The organism is Bradyrhizobium sp. SZCCHNR1015 (assembly GCF_032489875.1).
Lineage (GTDB): Bacteria > Pseudomonadota > Alphaproteobacteria > Rhizobiales > Xanthobacteraceae > Bradyrhizobium.
This window is the reverse complement of sequence record NZ_JAUEYW010000001.1, coordinates 545307-562579: the sequence shown is the minus strand read 5'-3', so window position 1 is coordinate 562579 and position 17273 is coordinate 545307. Positions and strand designations below refer to the sequence as shown.

The 17273-nt window shown below is 64.7% G+C and carries 13 protein-coding genes; 4 read left to right on the top strand and 9 right to left on the bottom strand.

The features are described from left to right. Positions 1–136: 136 nt before the first annotated feature. The 3 genes from QX128_RS02520 (at position 137) to QX128_RS02510 (ending at position 2619) form a co-directional block, all read left to right on the top strand. Positions 137–391, top strand: coding sequence for a DUF433 domain-containing protein (locus tag QX128_RS02520; protein ID WP_315800195.1), 255 nt, complete (start codon positions 137–139; stop codon positions 389–391). Further along, positions 388–804, top strand: a complete 417-nt coding sequence (locus QX128_RS02515; protein WP_316236600.1) for a DUF5615 family PIN-like protein — start codon at positions 388–390, stop codon at positions 802–804. Before QX128_RS02520 ends, QX128_RS02515 begins: the two co-directional genes overlap by 4 nt. A 273-nt stretch (positions 805–1077) precedes the next feature. Continuing rightward, positions 1078–2619, top strand: coding sequence for a hypothetical protein (locus QX128_RS02510; RefSeq protein WP_316236599.1), 1542 nt, complete (start codon positions 1078–1080; stop codon positions 2617–2619). Between the two features lie 128 nt (positions 2620–2747). On the opposite strand, the gene QX128_RS02505 is transcribed toward QX128_RS02510, so the two are convergent. From QX128_RS02505 to QX128_RS02475, 7 genes are all read right to left on the bottom strand, one after another. Further along, positions 2748–3020, bottom strand: coding sequence for a hypothetical protein (locus QX128_RS02505; protein WP_316180807.1), 273 nt, complete (start codon positions 3018–3020; stop codon positions 2748–2750). A 118-nt stretch (positions 3021–3138) separates the two neighbouring features. Then, positions 3139–3396 carry a hypothetical protein gene (locus QX128_RS02500; RefSeq protein ID WP_316236598.1) on the bottom strand — a complete coding sequence of 86 codons (258 nt, stop codon included), beginning with the start codon at positions 3394–3396 and terminating at the stop codon, positions 3139–3141. 197 nt (positions 3397–3593) lie between these two features. Then, a complete protein-coding gene (locus QX128_RS02495) occupies positions 3594–3947 on the bottom strand; it encodes a hypothetical protein (RefSeq protein ID WP_316236597.1) in 354 nt (117 codons plus the stop codon). A 265-nt stretch (positions 3948–4212) separates the two neighbouring features. Next, positions 4213–4980: a metallophosphoesterase gene (locus QX128_RS02490; RefSeq protein ID WP_316236596.1), complete on the bottom strand. Its 768-nt coding sequence runs from the start codon at positions 4978–4980 to the stop codon at positions 4213–4215. Positions 4981–5088: 108 nt separating this feature from the next. After that, positions 5089–5970 (bottom strand): hypothetical protein, encoded by an 882-nt coding sequence (locus QX128_RS02485; protein ID WP_316236595.1) that lies wholly within the window; start codon positions 5968–5970, stop codon positions 5089–5091. Positions 5971–6099: 129 nt separating this feature from the next. Then, entirely contained in the window at positions 6100–6882 is a 783-nt protein-coding gene (locus QX128_RS02480; RefSeq protein WP_316236594.1) for an ImmA/IrrE family metallo-endopeptidase, read from the bottom strand. 94 nt (positions 6883–6976) lie between these two features. Further along, positions 6977–10735 carry a vitamin B12-dependent ribonucleotide reductase gene (locus tag QX128_RS02475; RefSeq protein WP_316236593.1) on the bottom strand — a complete coding sequence of 1253 codons (3759 nt, stop codon included), beginning with the start codon at positions 10733–10735 and terminating at the stop codon, positions 6977–6979. An 818-nt stretch (positions 10736–11553) separates the two neighbouring features. On the opposite strand from QX128_RS02475, the gene QX128_RS02470 reads away from it, so the two are divergent. After that, a complete protein-coding gene (locus QX128_RS02470; RefSeq protein ID WP_316236592.1) occupies positions 11554–12447 on the top strand; it encodes a DMT family transporter in 894 nt (297 codons plus the stop codon). Here QX128_RS02470 and QX128_RS02465 read toward each other — a convergent pair. Further along, positions 12410–14695 carry a CHASE3 domain-containing protein gene (locus QX128_RS02465; RefSeq protein WP_316236712.1) on the bottom strand — a complete coding sequence of 762 codons (2286 nt, stop codon included), beginning with the start codon at positions 14693–14695 and terminating at the stop codon, positions 12410–12412. The two genes, QX128_RS02470 and QX128_RS02465, sit on opposite strands and share 38 nt — an antisense overlap. A gap of 123 nt (positions 14696–14818) precedes the next feature. Continuing rightward, positions 14819–17137, bottom strand: a complete 2319-nt coding sequence (locus tag QX128_RS02460) for a CHASE3 domain-containing protein (protein ID WP_316236591.1) — start codon at positions 17135–17137, stop codon at positions 14819–14821. Between the last annotated feature and the right edge of the window lie 136 nt (positions 17138–17273).

Genomic DNA, 17273 nt, shown 5'->3' with positions numbered 1-17273 from the left:
GAACCGTAGGGTGGGCAAAGCGCCGCCGCAAGGCGGCGCGTGCCCACCGTTCCGGTGTTTGGACGAAGCCAAATTCCCGTCTCGCCCCCCGGCGCCTATCGCGCTATGATGACAGCCGCGGGAAAGGAAGGCAGCCATGACCATCAAGGTCGCCGTCAGGTCAGAGGTCGTTCGTGATCCGACGGTCATGAGCGGCGATCCGGTGGTTCGCGGGACACGGGTGCCCGCCGAAACCATCCTGGCCTACCTGCGCGCCGGCTATCCGGCGCAGGAGATCTTCGCCGACTATCCGAGCCTGCCGATCGATGGCATCGACGCGGTGATCCGCTGGGCCGAGGTCACCTATGGTGCCGATTGGCGATCGGCGGAGAACGCGGCAGCCACCCGTTGAGCGAACGATTCCTGATCGACGAGTGCCTGAGCGGCGCCTTGGTGGGAGTGGCAAAGGCGCGCGGCTATCAGGCGGACTACGTCACCCATCTGGGCAAGAGCGGCTGGCAGGACTGGAATCTGGTGGGGTTCGCAAGCGCGAACGACTACATCATCGTCACCGACAATCGCAGAGATTTCCTGAAGGAATATGCCAAGCTCGACGTACATGCCGGGCTGGTGATCCTGATCCCGAAGGGCACGCGGGATGAGCAGATGAGTCTGTTTCAGAAGGCGCTCGATCTCTATTCCGTCCGCAACGCCGATCTCGTGAACAAGCTCATCGAAGTCGCGCGCGACGGCTCGGTCCATATCCGCGAGTGGACCGCCGACGATCACGACATCAACCATATCAACGATCCGAAGTGGCGGTGACCGTAGCCCGGATGAGCGAAGCGATATCCGGGGTCTGCCGCAGCGCCGGCGATGAACCCGGATGTCGCTTCGCTCATCCGGGCTACGCGGCAACGGTGATTTTTGGCAACTATAGGTTGATGAATCGTCCGATATAGGATCAAATCGGGCTTGCCGAATCCGCGATGCGCGCATCGCGGACGAGCTGCGTTTCAACCCAGCGGTCGGGCGCATGGCGTTTTGCCATGGCGCAGTCCTGGCCGGCTGAATTTCAAATCACCAAAGGAGTTTCTCATGCGCATCGGTTTTGCATTGTCGACCATGTCTGTCGTCGCCGCATCGGTGGCCCTCGGTTGGGGCCTGACCGCGCCGCGCCCCGCGCACGCGTTCCTGGAGGACATCTGCATCCCGCGCGTGAAGGACGGGCTGAAGAATTGTCTCGCGCCGGCCAGCGCCTGCAAGGATCCGGCGGAGGCGCTGAACCGCGGCTGCCTGCTCGAGGCGGTGCAGTTCGCCGTCATTCCGCCCGGCCGCAGCATGATCCATGCGGACTCGACCTATTTCATCGCCCAGGCGCTCGGCTACCGCGCCGACGTCGCCTATTGGATCGCCGCCTACAACGAGAACTCCGACTACGCGCAATATGCGCCGATCGACCAGTGCGGCGGGCAGGCGACCTCGACCAATTCCGGCGCCAGCTACATCACCGCCAAGTTCAACGGCTTCCAGCGCACCAACAACACCACCGACGGGCCGCTGTATCACTATCTGCTGAACTTCTCGCCGAACGGGCAGGGCACCGATGTGCACGGCGCCAGCGGCGTGCAGGCGGTGTATCCGTTTCACTATCCGCCGCCCGGCTACCCGATCACCATCGACAGCGTCTATCAGGGCACGCTGTACGACCTCAGGCAATGGGCGATGAAGGGCGACGAGGCGCCGGGCCTGCTGTGCACCGCCGGATACACCGTGCCGAACGGCTCGTCGAACTTCAGCGGCCCGAAATGTCTGTCGAACGTCCCGATCAGCGGCAACGTGCCGCTGCTGGAGAACTACGCGATCGGGCCGGCGATCAACGTGACCTCCGGGCCAAAGATTCTCGACAACAGCAACGGCAATGTCGACTACACTCAGCTGAAGTCCTGGCTGGACGACAAGAGCCGGACCACCGGGGTGCTGTTCGATGATCCCCGGAAGCCGCCGGTGCCGGTGCAGATCGCCAGGATCGGGCTCTATCTGCACTCCCTGCAGGATGCCTCCTCGCACGGCACCTTCTGCGGCGACGACGCGCCGTCGCCCCCGGGCGGCTCGGATGTCGGCAGCTACATGTTCATGAGCTCGGGCAGCATCAAGCTCAGCTTCGGCACCTATTGCGCGACGGGGCCGCATCTGGCGAGTCACGTCCAGGAGACCGGCACCGGCGACACCAGCCTGCCGCTGCGCGACTATGTGGCGCTGAACAACACGGTGGACGAGCTGATCCTGTTCGGCAACAATGTCGCCAAGCCGCGCGGCTGGATCGTCAACCCCAGCCTGCTGCCGCCTGATGTGGTCGGGCGCAAGAGCGCGGCCGGCGACAGCGCCGCCGATTTGAAATCGCGTCTCGTCGGCCGCATCGTGCAGGGCGTGCAATGGTCGCGTGCCGAGGTCTACAACTCCGGCGTCATCACCGCGCCCCTGCAACGTACCGACGCCCAGGATCGCCTCAACACGATGAACGCCGCGCTCGGCGCCTATTCGAAGCGGCTGACCAACGCCAACCCCACGCTGACGCCGCTGAAGCCGATGCCAGGAAATTCGTTCGTGGCGGGGGATACGTCGGTGTGCTTCAAGTAGATGGCGGAGCGACTACGTCGCTCGTCGCCGCCGAGATGTCGCGAGATGGAGCGGAGTGCTTATGAATGTGCCCCCTCCTGCCATGGCGAACCTTCGTTTCGCCTTGGGGGAGAGGGCGCGGTGTCGCTTCAGCACCACCCCTTCTTCCAGTGACCGGGCGGGCAGTGATGGCCGCGCCAGCCCACCTTGCGGCCGCGGCTCCAGCCGAAGGCCCGGTGGCCACCGCCGCGGCCCCAGCCGTGACCATGGCCGCCGTGGCCATGCCCGCCTCTGACCGCGATGACATCGGACGCGCCGCGATCGGCGTGATCGACCTGGATGGGCGCGAGCGGCATGGCGCCGACAGGCGTGATCAGTGCGGTCGAGATCGATGCAGCCAGGATGAAGAGCGCTTTGCGCATGGGACTTCTCGGATGTTTGGACAATGAAGCGATGGATGGAGCGGCTTTGCGGCTTGTCTGTGTCGCCAAGCCAAGGGGGCGGGCCGAGTTCGTCGATCTCACACCCCCCGCGCGCGAACTACTTCCGGGTCGTATTGGAGCCGGTCGTCGTCACGCGCTGGCCGGGAGCGCTCTCGGAATGACCCGGGCCGGCGGCCGTGTTGCGCTGATGGCCAGGCGCGTATTCGGACGCGCCGGGCGCCGTCGACGTCCTGCTGGTCTGCATGCGATGGCCGGGCGTCGTCTTCGACACGCCGTGCGAAGTCTCTGCGGTCTCTGCGGCGAACGCTGGTGAAGCCGCAAACAGCGCCGCGGCCAGAACGACTGCCATCCTCATGAACGAACCTCCTCCTTGTTGAGACCGGAGCAACATGGAGTTCCTGGCGATCGTTCCGGCTCCCGTACTATCCCGGTGTTCCCGGCGGGGACGCCGCTGGCGTCAATGTCGGCGTCGCACATTCCAGCACCCGCGCCGCAGCGGGGCACGGCGCGACGCGGCATTGCCGCGGGCCTCCTGATGTGTCCTGCGCCGTTTCAGGGGGATGGCGTCGCCGAAAGCGTCTTCCAGAGCAGATATCCACCCAGCACGATCAGGATCAGCGGCATGAGCGGCAACGGCAGGGCAAGAAGATCCCACAGGCCGGCCGCAAGAATGATGACCCCGATGACCACGCCGAACCTGTCGACCTTCAGGCTCCGTTGCGTTCGCACCATCTGTGCGCCCAGGATGAGGACGCCGACGCCCACCAGGAACCAGCCCCAGGGAAGCCCTGCGAGCATGACCACGCCGAGCCAGATGAAGAAGACGGCCCACGCGGCTGAATCGATTTGACGGTGCGGATCGGGTGTGTCGTGGGATGGGACGAGAGATGCTTGCGTATCGGCCATGATGCTGCCTCCGCTTCTCTGACGGTGACAGCTTGGTGCGGATTCACGTCGGCGCTGTTGATGCAAGTCAACCAAAGCGCGGGGGAAGCGCTAGGTCGTGGCGGAGGCAACGACTTTCGATCCAGCACAAGCGAGCCAGTTGAATGCGCCCGCAGGCAGCGTCGGCCAATTCGGATAGCGCGAGTAGCCCGGATGAGCGATAGCGACATCCGGGGCCTCACACGTCACCTGCGATGAACCCGGATATCGCTATCGCTCATCCGGGCTACGCGACCTCCACCACCAGCGCCGGATCGAAATCCGGGTTCTCGCGGCCATAGCCGTGCGGGTTGCAGATCACGCGGGTGGCGCCGATGTGGTAGTCCGCGGGCGTGTGGATGTGGCCGTGGATCCAGAGTGCCGGCTGCGTCGCCTGGATCAGCGCCGACAGGTCGGAGGCGTAGGCGGCGGTGACGCGGTCGTTTCGATATGTCTCGGCGACCGAGCCCCAGCCGGGGGCGTGGTGGGTGACGACGACGGTCGGGCCATCGAACGGCGTCTCCAGGAGGCCGGTGAGCCAGGTGCGGGAGGTCCGGTGCAGGCCGAGCGCCTCCTGCGGCCGGAAGCGCAGCCAGGGCTGCTTGCGCCAGGTGATGCGGCGATGGTCGTTCATGCGGTCGCGGCAGACCGCCATGGTGTGGACCTCGGAGCCGGGGCCAAAGATCGCATAATCGGTCCACAGCGTGCAGCCCGCAAAGCGCACGCCCGCGAGCACGACCGCGTCGTTCTCCAGCAGATGTACCCCGAACCGCGCCGCCTCGGCGCGCGCCAGCTTCAGGTCCTCAGGGTAGGTGCGGTGATAGAACTCATGGTTGCCCATCACCATGACGATCGGCACGTCCACGGCCACGATCTCGCGCAGCCGCGCAAACCCGTTCACCGCCCCCTCGCAGACATCGCCGGCGACCACGACCACATCGACCCCGGGCAGCGCCGCGATCGGCTTGATGTCGGCCATGTCGGCGTCGAGATCGGAGAAGATGTGGAGGTGCATGGGGGCAGGGAGATGGAGCCCAGGGCGTAGGGCGCTTTGCCTAGGCGTCCCGTTCCCTCCGGAGGCAAGAGGCGGATCCGCTCCGTCAATTCATCCTACTCGGGCTTTCTAATTGATCGCCTCGAGCCGTATTGCGGTATTCACGACGAAATTGACGCAACGACGCACCAGTACGGGATCTGTTGTTGGTTCCCAAGTCCATTCAATGACGGGAGATCCTCCAGGAATTTCATGAACTACTGGGGCGTAAGTTTTGAACATGATGTAGCTGTCGAAGTCCAAATTGTAAGCAACTACGGTGATCGCTTCAGTGAAAGCATCAGTCATCCTGCGGAGCGTAAGCTCAAGTTCGCGCTTCCCTTCTCTCTCGATCCCAAAACCGAATAAGCGCCCCGTGCTCCGCAAGCTGTAAAGACGATCCAAGGGCGCGCCGTCTCCTCTACGACGCCCTTCATATCGACGCAGACTCAACACAAATGCTATCGCGATCTCTTCTAGCGCACTTTTGGGATCTCCGGACGCAAGCGCTGCCTCTGCGCGCTCTAGCGGTTCGCGTACGCCGTCGAATGTTATCATCGACGTTAGTGTTACATCATGCAATTCTATTCCGAGTAGATTTGGCGAATTGTCCTCAAAGAAGGTAGTAATAGTAGCACGAAACCCGTCGATGTCGGCTTTATGCGGTAACACACCAGAATGCTTCATGCTTACTCGAGCTTTATTGAAGCGCGTCATCGACGTGCGGGCTGTAATCGAAAGGTTGTTCTGCTCGAAAGCAGACCAGTACTCCATGAAATCTGATTTAGGCTTAAGGTTGACCGCTCGGTGCTCTGCCGCGATTTGTAGAAACATCTCGCACGCATCGTGAAACGTCAGCAACGACACGGCGCCGAACGGCTCTGGCTGGTGTGACTGATCAAGCCCCATCTCGAAGAGATATCTCACAAAAGCAAGCCGGCGTATCAAATCTCTGCTGAGGGGAGGCGACATTGATAGACATGCTCCAGATATCAGGATTTATCAAAAGAGCGTATTTCGCAGCAACAAGAATACTAGTATATGCTCTAAGTAATTGAGGTCAGGCCTTAGACTGAGCTCCGCTAATCCGTCAGGCGCTTGCTATTGAACGTCGTCTCCGTCTTGAAATCTATCATAGACTTTCTCGCACGCGTGGCACATGAACTTGTGTCCAACGGGAAAAAGCTTTTGTTGACCGCAATACGTGCAGAGAGCATCCAAGAACGCTTTGGTGTTGATCGGTTTTTTTGGAGAGAGAACTGCTCGTGCCTCGTCGGCCATTCGTCGGACCCGAGCTGCGGCCGCAGGCCTAGCTAATTCCTCCTGGACCTGCTCGAAATAGATGCGAGCCGCTGCGAGGCTTATACCGGCTTCGACTGACACATCATCGGCAGACGTCAGCTGCCTTGCGGATCTGTCGTTGATTAGAAAGGCGGCGCCAAAAACCATCGCCTGATGTTCGGCGGATTTGAATTTTGGGATCCAAGATGGCGTAAGGTTGCCCTCTCGACGCCTCGGTAGAGCTGCTCCCTGCATAAGCTTGTGTACATGAAGAGTAGCGTGCCCAAGTTCATGGACGATTGTGTATCGCGCGTAGCCATCGCCCATAAATGCCTTATGACGAATTCTACGCGGAATCTTAGCGACAATACGGGATCCGTCAAAGACGGTTAGGCCAGAGTCTGTCGGGATCTCCTCGTCGGAGACCACCTCAAGCTTGAATGGTTTGATGCCGTGAACGGTCCAAATTTCGGGGACTTGTTCTAGCGCGAGTGGATCTACTCGTTTGGCTTCCTCTAATCCAAGAAAGCGACGTTGTGCTTTGGCGTGAGACCGAACCTCAGTATCCCGCAGGGGATCAACTATAAAGTCGTCAGTCGACATTACCTACCTCGCTTTTTCTGCTCCCTGCTTTGTTGATTTGGAATTGCCCGGGCCAAGATTGGCCCGGGTAAACAAGCGCTTTTGTCGGCTATGCTTAGCTGCACCCCGTCGTGGACCCGCACGTATCGCACTTCATGCAGGTGCCGTTCCGGACCAGCGTGAAATTCCCGCACTCCGAGCACATCTCGCCTTCGTAGCCCTTGGCCTTGGCTTCGGCGCGGCGTTCGGCCTTGGAGGCGACTTGGGTCGCAGCCGTGCCGGCCTTGCTCCATTGCAGGGCCTCGAGCTTCTCGGTGGGCGAGAGGTCGTGCTGCGCCTCCTGCTTCAGGGCGACGGCGCCGTCGATGGCGTCGCCGGCGCGGGAGCCGGAGAGGGCGGTGACGCGGCCCGACGGGCCGGCGTCATGCGGGGCGGAGACGGCGGTCGTGGCCGAGCCGCCGCGCATCACCACGAGGTTGTCGGTGCGGGAGCGGGTCAGGCCGCGTGAGACGTATTTCGCGGCCTGCTGGCTCGGGCCGTCCTCCGACGGCTTGCCTTCGTCGACGCCGCGGCCGAGCGCGTCGAAGTTGCTCTCGGAGGGGTCGACATGGGCGAGGTCGAAGCGCGACATGTAGCTGACGGCGAGCTCGCGGAAGACGTAGTCGAGGATCGACGTCGCGTATTTGATCGAGTCGTTGCCCTGCACCGGGCCGGCCGGCTCGAAGCGGGTGAAGGTGAAGGCGTCGACATACTCCTCCAGCGGCACGCCGTACTGGAGACCCAGCGACACCGCGATGGCGAAGTTGTTGATGAAGGAGCGCAGCGCCGCGCCCTCCTTGTGCATGTCGATGAAGATCTCGCCGAGGCGGCCGTCATCATACTCGCCGGTGCGCAAGTACACCTTGTGGCCGCCGACGACCGCCTTCTGGGTGTAGCCCTTGCGGCGATCCGGCATCTTCTCGCGCTCGCGCATCACCACGATGCGCTCGACCAGCTTCTCGACGATCTTCTCCGAGACCTGGGTGGCACGCGCGGCCATCGGCTTCTCGTAGAAGGACTCGACCGCATCGTCCTCGTCCTCATCGTCGGAGATGAGCTGCGAGTTGAGCGGCTGCGACAGCTTCGAGCCGTCGCGATACAGCGCGTTGGCCTTCAGCGCGAGCTTCCAGGACAGCAGATACGCCGCCTTGCAGTCCTCGACCGTGGCGTCGTTCGGCATGTTGATGGTCTTGGAGATCGCGCCCGAGATGAACGGCTGCGCCGCCGCCATCATGCGGATGTGGCTCTCGACCGAGAGATAGCGCTTGCCGATCTTGCCGCAGGGATTGGCGCAATCGAACACCGCATAGTGCTCGGCCTTCAAATGCGGGGCACCCTCGACCGTCATCGCGCCGCAGATGTGCACGTTGGCGGCCTCGATCTCGCGCTTGGTGAAGCCGATGGCGGCGAGCAGCTCGAAGGCCGGCTGGACCAGCGCCTCGGCCGAGACGCCGAGCTGCTTCGTGATGAAGTCCTCGCCCAGGGTCCACTTGTTGAACACGAACTTGATGTCGAACGCGGTCGGCAGTGCCTTCTCGACCTTGGCGATGGCCTCATCGGTGAAACCCTTGGCTTTCAGGGTCGAGGCGTTGATGCCCGGCGCGTTGGACAGCGAGCCGTGACCGACGGCATAGGCCTCGATCTCGGCGATCTCGCTCTCGCGATAGCCGAGCGCGCGCAGTGCCTCAGGGACAGCGCGGTTGATGATCTTGAAGTAGCCGCCGCCGGCCAGCTTCTTGAACTTCACCAGCGCGAAATCCGGCTCGATGCCGGTGGTGTCGCAATCCATGACGAGGCCGATGGTGCCGGTGGGGGCGACCACGGTGACCTGGGCGTTGCGATAGCCGTGGGTCTCGCCGAGCGCGAGCGCGTCGTCCCAGGCCTGGATGGCATGGCTGACGAGCGAGACCTGCGGGCAGTGGGCGTGGTCGAGCGGCACCGGGGCGACCGAGAGCGCCTCATAGCCGGTCGCTTCGCCGCGTGCCGCGCGGCGATGGTTGCGGATGACGCGCAGCATGTGCGCGGCGTTCTTCTTGTAGCCGGGGAAGGAGCCGAGCTCGCCGGCCATCTCCGCCGAGGTCTTGTAGGCGATGCCGGTCATGATCGCCGAGAGCGCGCCGCACAGTGCGCGGCCTTCCTTGGAGTCGTAGGACAGGCCCATGGTCATCAGCAGGCCGCCGATATTAGCATAACCCAGGCCCAGCGTGCGGAACTCGTAGGACAGCTCGGCGATCGCCTTGGACGGGAACTGCGCCATCAGCACGGAGATCTCGAGCACGACCGTCCAGAGCCGGCAGAGATGCTCGTAGGCGCCGACGTCGAAGTGCTTGGTCTGGGTGTTATAGAACGTCAGCAGGTTGGCGGAGGCCAGGTTACACGCCGTGTCGTCCAGGAACATGTATTCCGAGCACGGATTGGACGCGCGGATGTCGCCGGACGCCTTGCAGGTGTGCCAGTCGTTCATCGTGGTGTTGAAGTGCAGGCCGGGATCGGCCGAGGCCCAGGCGGCGTGACCGATTTTTTCCCAGAGGTCGCGCGCCTTCAGCGTCTTGACGACCTTCTTGTTGGTGCGGCCGATCAGGCTCCAGTCGCCGTCGGTCTCGACGGCGCGGAGGAAGTCGTCCTTCAGCGACACCGAGTTGTTGGAATTCTGGCCGGAGACCGTGAGGTAGGCCTCCGAATCCCAATCGGTGTCGTAGATCGGGAAGTCGATGTCCTTGTAGCCCTGCCTGGCGAACTGGATGACCCGCTTGATGTAGTTGTCGGGCACCAGCGCGCGGCGCGCGAGCTTGATCTCGCGGCGGAGCGCCGGGTTCTTCTCGGGGTCGAAGCAGTCGTCGCCGGAGCCCTCGCAATTGACGCAGGCCTTCATCACGGCCTTGAGGTGCTTCTGGTTGATCTTGGAGCCGGTGACCAGGGCGGCGACCTTCTGCTCCTCCTTCACCTTCCAGTCGATATAGGCCTCGATGTCCGGATGGTCGGCGTCGACCACCACCATCTTGGCGGCGCGGCGGGTGGTGCCGCCCGACTTGATCGCGCCGGCGGCGCGGTCGCCGATCTTGAGGAAGCTCATCAGGCCGGACGAGCGGCCGCCGCCCGACAGCCGCTCGCCTTCGCCGCGCAGCCGCGAGAAGTTGGAGCCGGTGCCGGAGCCGTATTTGAACAGGCGCGCCTCGCGCACCCAGAGATCCATGATGCCGCCGTCATTGACGAGGTCGTCCTCGACGCCCTGGATGAAGCAGGCGTGCGGCTGCGGGTGCTCGTAGGAGGACTTCGACTTGGTCAGCTTGCCGGTCTTGTAGTCGACGTAATAATGGCCCTGGCCGGGGCCGTCGATGCCATAGGCCCAGTGCAGACCGGTGTTGAACCATTGCGGCGAGTTCGGCGCGACCATCTGCTTGGCGAGCATGAAGCGCAGCTCGTCGTAGAACGCCACCGCGTCCTCCTCCGAGGAGAAGTAGTTGCCCTTCCAGCCCCAATAGGTCCAGCAGCCGGCGAGGCGGTCGAACACCTGCTTGGCCGAGCGCTCGCTGCCGTAGCGCTCGTTCTCGGGGAGCGCGGCCAGCGCGTCGGTGTCGGGCACCGCGCGCCACAGCCAGGACGGCACGCTCTCTTCCTCGACCTTCTTCAGGCGCGCGGCGACGCCGGCTTTGCGGAAATACTTCTGCGCCAGCACGTCGGAGGCGACCTGCGACCAGAACTCGGGCACCTCGACATTCTCGAGCCGGAACACCACGGAGCCGTCCGGATTCTTGATCTCGGACGTGGTCAGGCGGAAGTCGATCCCCTGATAGGGTGACTGTCCTTCGGTGGTGTTGCGCCGTTCAATCCGCATCGCGAGCCCCAATAGTTCTTGCCGGACCGCGTCGTTGGCGGCCGGGATCATTGCATCCAAGGGCGGCGGCTGGAAGTCCCCGGACGCTGCCGGGAAACTCGTCTGCCGCCGCAGTTCAACCGGTTGCCCGGTCCGCATCTGTTCAGCCTCGAAGCCGAAGGCCTTGCGCCGTTGTCCGGCGTCTCGCCCCGTCTTCCTGCGCGGCGCGTGCAGCCCGTCCGCTGCCTGCGCCGCCTGTTCTCAACGCGTCACTTCCGCCGCTCTGCTCCGTCGTCCCTGCAGGGGAGACCCCACATCTAGTGGGTTCCCCGCCGGAGCGCGGCGGCGCAGCGATGGTACACAGGGCAGACGGCGACCCACGCCCGCAGCCGTACGGACGGCGGCGTGGTCGTCTTCGAACCCTCTCGAGGGAAGCGGCCGGCCAGACCCGAAACATGACTGTACGCCGAACCGGGCCGGAAGCTAGGACGACTCCGCTTCCCCCGTCAAGGACTAGTGGGGGTTCCCTAACCAAACACTAAATATGGGGGAAAGTACGGGATAACCAGGGCGTGTGCCGGTATCGTGATGGCCGTAACTATCGGCGAGTCCTCGCGGATTCGAAACCGGAAAAATTTGTTCGGAGCGCTGTCCACAGGGCTTCGTCCCGCTGTTCACAGGGGCAGATTTATTCGCGTGCAAACGGCGTGTTTTGCTTGCATCAGTGGGACTCACGGGCGCCTACGGAGCGTTCGCGGGGCAGGCATGCCCCACAATCCCTGGTGTGGCCGGGAAAACGCCGGCAAGGTCGTCCTCCCACGGACGGCGCCGGTGATTCCATGACAGACAAGCCAGTGGCCAGCGGGCGGATCACGCCCGCCGGGCTGATGTTCCTCGCCATCACCTCGCTCGGCTGGGGCTTCAACTGGCCCGTCACCAAGCATCTGGTCGGCGTGCTGCCGCCGCTCACCCTGCGCGGCACCACCGGGGTGGTCGGCGCGCTTCTCCTGGCACTGCTGGCCGTCATCCGCAGCCAGAGCCTTGCCGTGCCATCGGAGGTCTGGCCGCGGCTGATCCTGGCCGGGATGCTCAACGTCACCGCCTGGATGGTGCTGATGGGGCTGGCGCTGCTGTGGCTGCCGGCGGGTGAGGCGGCGCTGATCGCCTACACCATGCCGGTGTGGGCCTCGCTGCTGGCCTGGCCGATCCTCGGCGAGCGGCCGACGCTCTTGCGCGTGCTGGCGCTGGTGCTGGCGTTCGCGGGGCTGGCCGCGATCATGGGCAGCAACGGACTCAACGCCAGCCGCGACAAGCTGCCTGGCATCCTGATGGTGCTCGGCGGCGCGTTCGGCTTCGCGCTCGGCACGGTGATGGCCAAGAAGCTCCCGATCAGGCTGCCGCCTTTGTCGGCCGCGGCCTGGCAGATCGGCATCGGCTGCGTGCCGATCGTGATCGTGGGCTTCGCGGTCGAGCATTCCGACTGGACGAAGCTCGATCGGCTCGACTGGGCGCTGATGTTCTATTCCACCGTGATCCAGTTCTGCGTCGCCTATGTCGCCTGGTTCGCGGCGCTGTCACGGCTGCCGGCCTCGGTGGCGGCGATCGGCACCATGGCGGTGCCGGTGATCGGCGTCCTGGCCTCCGCGATCGCGCTGCGCGAGCCGCTCGGGGCAGGGCAGGTGGCCGCGCTGGCCTTCACGCTGGCCGCGGTGGCGATGGCGACCCGCGGCTAGCGTCTGCCGGCTTGCCGTCCAGCGCGCGGCGCACCATCTGCGCGAGCTCGGCGCGGCGATAGGGCTTGGTCAGCAGCAGCGCGTCCGGCACGAGCTGCTGGTTCTCGACCATCTCATCGCCGGTATAGCCGGAGGTGTAGAGCACGGGGAGCGCGGGGCGCGTCGTCATGATGGTTTCGGCGAGCTGCCGGCCGCTGATGCCGCCGGGCATGATGACGTCGGTGAACAAGAGGTCGAAGGGCTGGTTCTGCGCGGCGATGGCCAGCGCCTCCGAGGCCTGCGAGGCGACGAGGGTGGTGTAGCCGAGGCCTTGCAGCTGGGCGAGCACGAAGTCGCGCACCAGCGGATCGTCCTCGACCACCAGGATCGTCTCGCGGCCATGCGGCAGCGCCTGCTCGTGCTCCGGCTCGGTCTGCTGCGCCGCCTGCGCCGCCGGCAGATAGAGCCGGATCGTCGTGCCGCGGTTCTGCTCGCTCTGAAGCCTGACGTGGCCGCCGGACTGCCTGACGAAGCCATAGACCATGCTGAGGCCGAGACCGGAGCCCTTGCCGGCGTCCTTGGTGGTGAAGAACGGCTCGAAGGCGCGATCCTTCACCTCGGCCGGCATGCCGCTGCCGGTGTCGCTGACCGCGACCATGACGTAGGAGCCCGGCACGACGCCGGGATTGGCCGCTGCATCGGCCGCGTCGAGCGTGGTCTTCGCCGTCTCCAGCAGTAGTCTGCCGCCGTCGGGCATCGCATCCCGCGCATTGATCGCCATGTTGACCAGCGCGTTCGCGAGCTGCGCGGAGTCGACATGGGCGATGAGATCCTCGTCGGCGAGAACGGTCCTGATCTCGACCTGCTCGCCGAGCGTCGGTCGCAGCAGCTTGGCGATGTCCTCCACCGTGGCGTTGACGTCGATGTCGCGTGGACGCAGCGGCTGCTTGCGGGCGAAGGCGAGCAGATGCCGGATCAGCTCGGTGCAGCGATCGGTGGCCCTGCCGATCAGGGCCGCGAACTCGGCCGCCGCCGGCCGGTCCCGGACCGCGTCGATCAGGACCTCGATCGACCCGGTGATGATCGTCAGCATGTTGTTGAAGTCGTGCGCGACGCCGCCGGTGAGCTTGCCGATGGCATCGAGCTTCTGCGCCTGCTGCAGCAGGCGCTCGGTCTCGTGCACGTCGGTGACGTCGTGATACACCAGCGCGGCGCCGCTGATCGCGCCTGCGGAATTGCGCAGCGGCCGACCGCTGACCATCAGGCGGAACTGCGGCCGGCCGTCGGTCGGCTTGACCACGACCTCGCGGCGGTCGAACGACCGCCCGCACAAGGCGCGCGCGATCGGGAGCTCCTCGTCGACAATGCGGGTGGCGGCGTCGCTCTCGTAGAACTGGTTTGCGGCCAGCATCTCGGCGAACGTCTTGCCCACATTCGTTCCCAGGAAACGTCCCATCGCCTGGTTCGACAGCATGATGGTGCCTTCGGGATCGACGACGAGGACGCCCTCGGCCATGCTGTTGAAGGTGTTCGTGAGAATGGCGGAGAAGCGGCGCAGCTCGTCATAGGCCGCGGCGAGATCGCTGCGCTGCTTCACGGCCTGGGCTTCCAGCGAGGTCGCGGTCTTCCGTGACAGGGTGAGGGACGAGCGCAGCGCCCGGTCGGAAAGGTGAGCGCGCCGGACGAGATAGCCCGACATCAGGAGCAGCAGGCCGACGCCGGCGAGGTCGATCGCCAGCAGCCAGGACCCGGTTCGTCGCGAGATCGTAGCGCGGTCCGCCAGCAGCCGGCGCTCGTCGTCGGTAAAGGCGTCGAGCGCCTGGTTGATCGTCGTCATCGCCGCCGGACCGGCCGCGCTCGCCGCCAGCGCCTGCAGGCCGTCGCGATCGTTCGCCGCGTGGCGACGGATCAGCTCGCCGGCAAGCTGGATGCGCCGCTGCACGATGCCATAAATCGATCGCAGCCGCTCGCTCTGCAAGGAATTGTCCCGGACGAGCCCTCGCAGGTCGGCCCAGGCCGCAGGGATGAGTCCGCTCGTCTCCTGAAACTCTGCGATGAACCGGTCGGCTCCGGACAAGGCGAAGCCGCGCGAGGCCGCTTCTGACTGCTGCAGCAGGACGCGGAGCTCGGAGGATTTCTCCAGCACCTCCATCGTGTGCTCGACCAGGGCGGTATCGTTGCGCGCCTTGATGTCCAGTCCCGTCGACGCGGCGCCGATCGCGAGCAGAGTCCCAAGGCCGAGCCCGATCACCACGCGCCGGCGGATCATCGGTGGCTTCCAATGGCGCGGGATGCCGTCGCGTCCTGCCAATTGCATGGGGTGGGTTTCCATCGGAATTTTTTGGCGCCGACCTCCGTGACGATCGCAGTTCCGATCCGCGCGATGGTCGAGTCAGGAGAAGTGAGCGCGCGTCGGCACGTCCTCGGAAAAGGCATTCTCGGCCAACGCATCATCGGCCAGGGCGTCATCGGCGGGGTCTGCCAGCGCGAGCCGCACCATCTTGGCGAGCTCCGACTTGCGATAGGGCTTGGTGAGCAGGAGCGCCGCCTGGTCGAGGCGGCCGTGCTCGACCATCGCGTTGTCGGTATAGCCGGACGTGTACAGCACCTTGGTGCCTGGCCGCTGCCGCAGCGCCTCCTCGGCGAGCTCCTTGCCGTTGACGCCGCCGGGCATGATGACGTCGGTGAACAGGAGATCGAAGCTTTGGCCGGAGTCGATCTTGGCCAGCGCCTCGACCCCGGTCGATGCGGTGATGGTCTTGTAGCCGAGGCTCTGCAACTGTGACACGACGAAATCCTGCACCAGGGGATCGTCCTCGACGATAAAGATCGTCTCCTCGCCGCGCGGCGGCGGCGGCTCGGGCGGCGCAGGGCTCGTCGCCTGTCCCTTGGGCACGGGGATGTAGAGCCGGATCGTCGTGCCCCGTCCTTCCTCGCTGTAGATCTTGATGTGGCCGCCGGATTGCTTGACGAAGCCGTAGACCATGCTGAGGCCGAGGCCGGAGCCCTTGCCGGCTTCCTTCGTCGTGAAGAACGGTTCGAAGGCGCGGTCGCGGACCTCCGGCAACATGCCAGTGCCCGTGTCGCTGACGGCGACCATGACATAGGGCCCGGGCGTCACGCCGGCGTTGGCTGAGGCATAGGCCTCATCGAGCACCACCCGGCGCGATTCCAGCAGCAGCTTGCCGCCATTGGGCATCGCGTCGCGGGCGTTGATCGCCATGTTGACCAGCGAGTTGGCGAGCTGCGCCGAATCGATGTGCGTGATCAGCGTCTCGTCTTCGAGGATCGAGTTGATCTCGATCTGCTCGCCGAGCGTCGGACGCAGCAGCTTTGCGATGTCGAGAATCGTGCTGTTGACGTCGCTGTCGCGCGGATGCAGCGGCTGCTTGCGGGCAAAGGCGAGCAGATGCCGGATCAGCTCGGTGCAGCGGTCTGCCGCCTGTCCGATCAGCGCTGCGGTCGCCGCGGCGGCGGGGCGGTCCTTCACCTCGTCGGCCAGCGTCTCGATGGTGCCGGTAATGATCGTCAGCATGTTGTTGAAGTCGTGTGCGACGCCGCCGGTGAGCTTGCCGATCGCATCCAGCTTCTGCGCCTGCTGCAGCAGCCGCTCGGTCTCGTGCGCCGTGGTGATGTCGTGATAGACCATCGCCGCGCCGGTAATGCCGCCCGCGGCGTCGCGCAGCGGGCGGCCGGAGATCATCAGTCGCAGCGTCTCGTCCCGGTCGGGCCGGTAGACGATCAGCTCGCGGCGGTCGAAGCTCTCGCCGCGCAAGGCTCGCGGCGTCGGCAGGTCGTGGGCTGCGACAGGCGTCACGCCGTCGCTTTCGTAGACGCGGAGGCGCGCGCGGACGTCGGCCAGATTCTTTTCCGGGCTGTAGCCAAGCAGATGTTCGACCGCGGGGTTCGAGAATACCACGGTGTCCGCGGCATCGATGACGAGCACGCCCTCTGCCATGCTGTTGAACGTGTTCTGCAGGATCTCGGCGGAATGGCGCAGCTTCTCATGGGCGGCGATCAGGTCGAGATGCTGCTGCTCGGCCTTTTCCGCCAGCGAGATGGCCTCGGCTTCGGACCGGACCAGCGACGCGCGCAGCGCACGATCGTGGAGATAGGTCCGCCGGATGAGGTAGAAGGCGATGATCAGCAGCAGCGCGAGGCCGCACAGGTCGATCGTGAGCAACAGCGATCCGGTGGCCTTCGACGTCATCGAACGCTGCGTCAGCAGCTCGCGCTGATCGGCAACGAAACGGTCGAGATGGGCCGTGATCTCGCTCATGGTCGCCGGGCCTTCGGCGCGGCTTCTGAGCGCTTCGAGCCCCGCACGATCGGAGGCGGCGCGCAACCGGATCAGCTCCGCGGCGAGCTCGACCCTGCGGGCAACCAGGGCTTCGGTCTCGGTCAGCAGCTTCAGCGGTTCGGGATTGTCGGCCACGGCGCGCCGCAGCTCGGCCATGGCGACCGGAATTTTCGTGCTGACATCGGCAAACTCCGTCCTGAACTGATCTTCACCGACGAGTGCGTAGCCGCGAGAGGCCGCTTCCGCCTCGCGTAGCAGCAGGCGCAGATCGGAGGTCTTCTGCAGGATGTCGAGCGATGAATTCACCCAGGCCGCGTCGTGGCGCGACTTGATGTCGAGCGCCGTGGACGCGGCGCCGATCGCCAGCAGCGTTCCAAGACCGAGCCCCAATGCGAGGCGCTGATAGGTCATCTGCGTTTCTCAATCATCGACATGTCCGCCAGCCGGGCCGGGGACAATCGCGGCCAGCCACATGCTCCGAGCTTCGATGCAGCTGCGTCCAAGCAGTGAAGATATGTCGGCAAGGCGCGCCTCCTTGTTCGAAGTT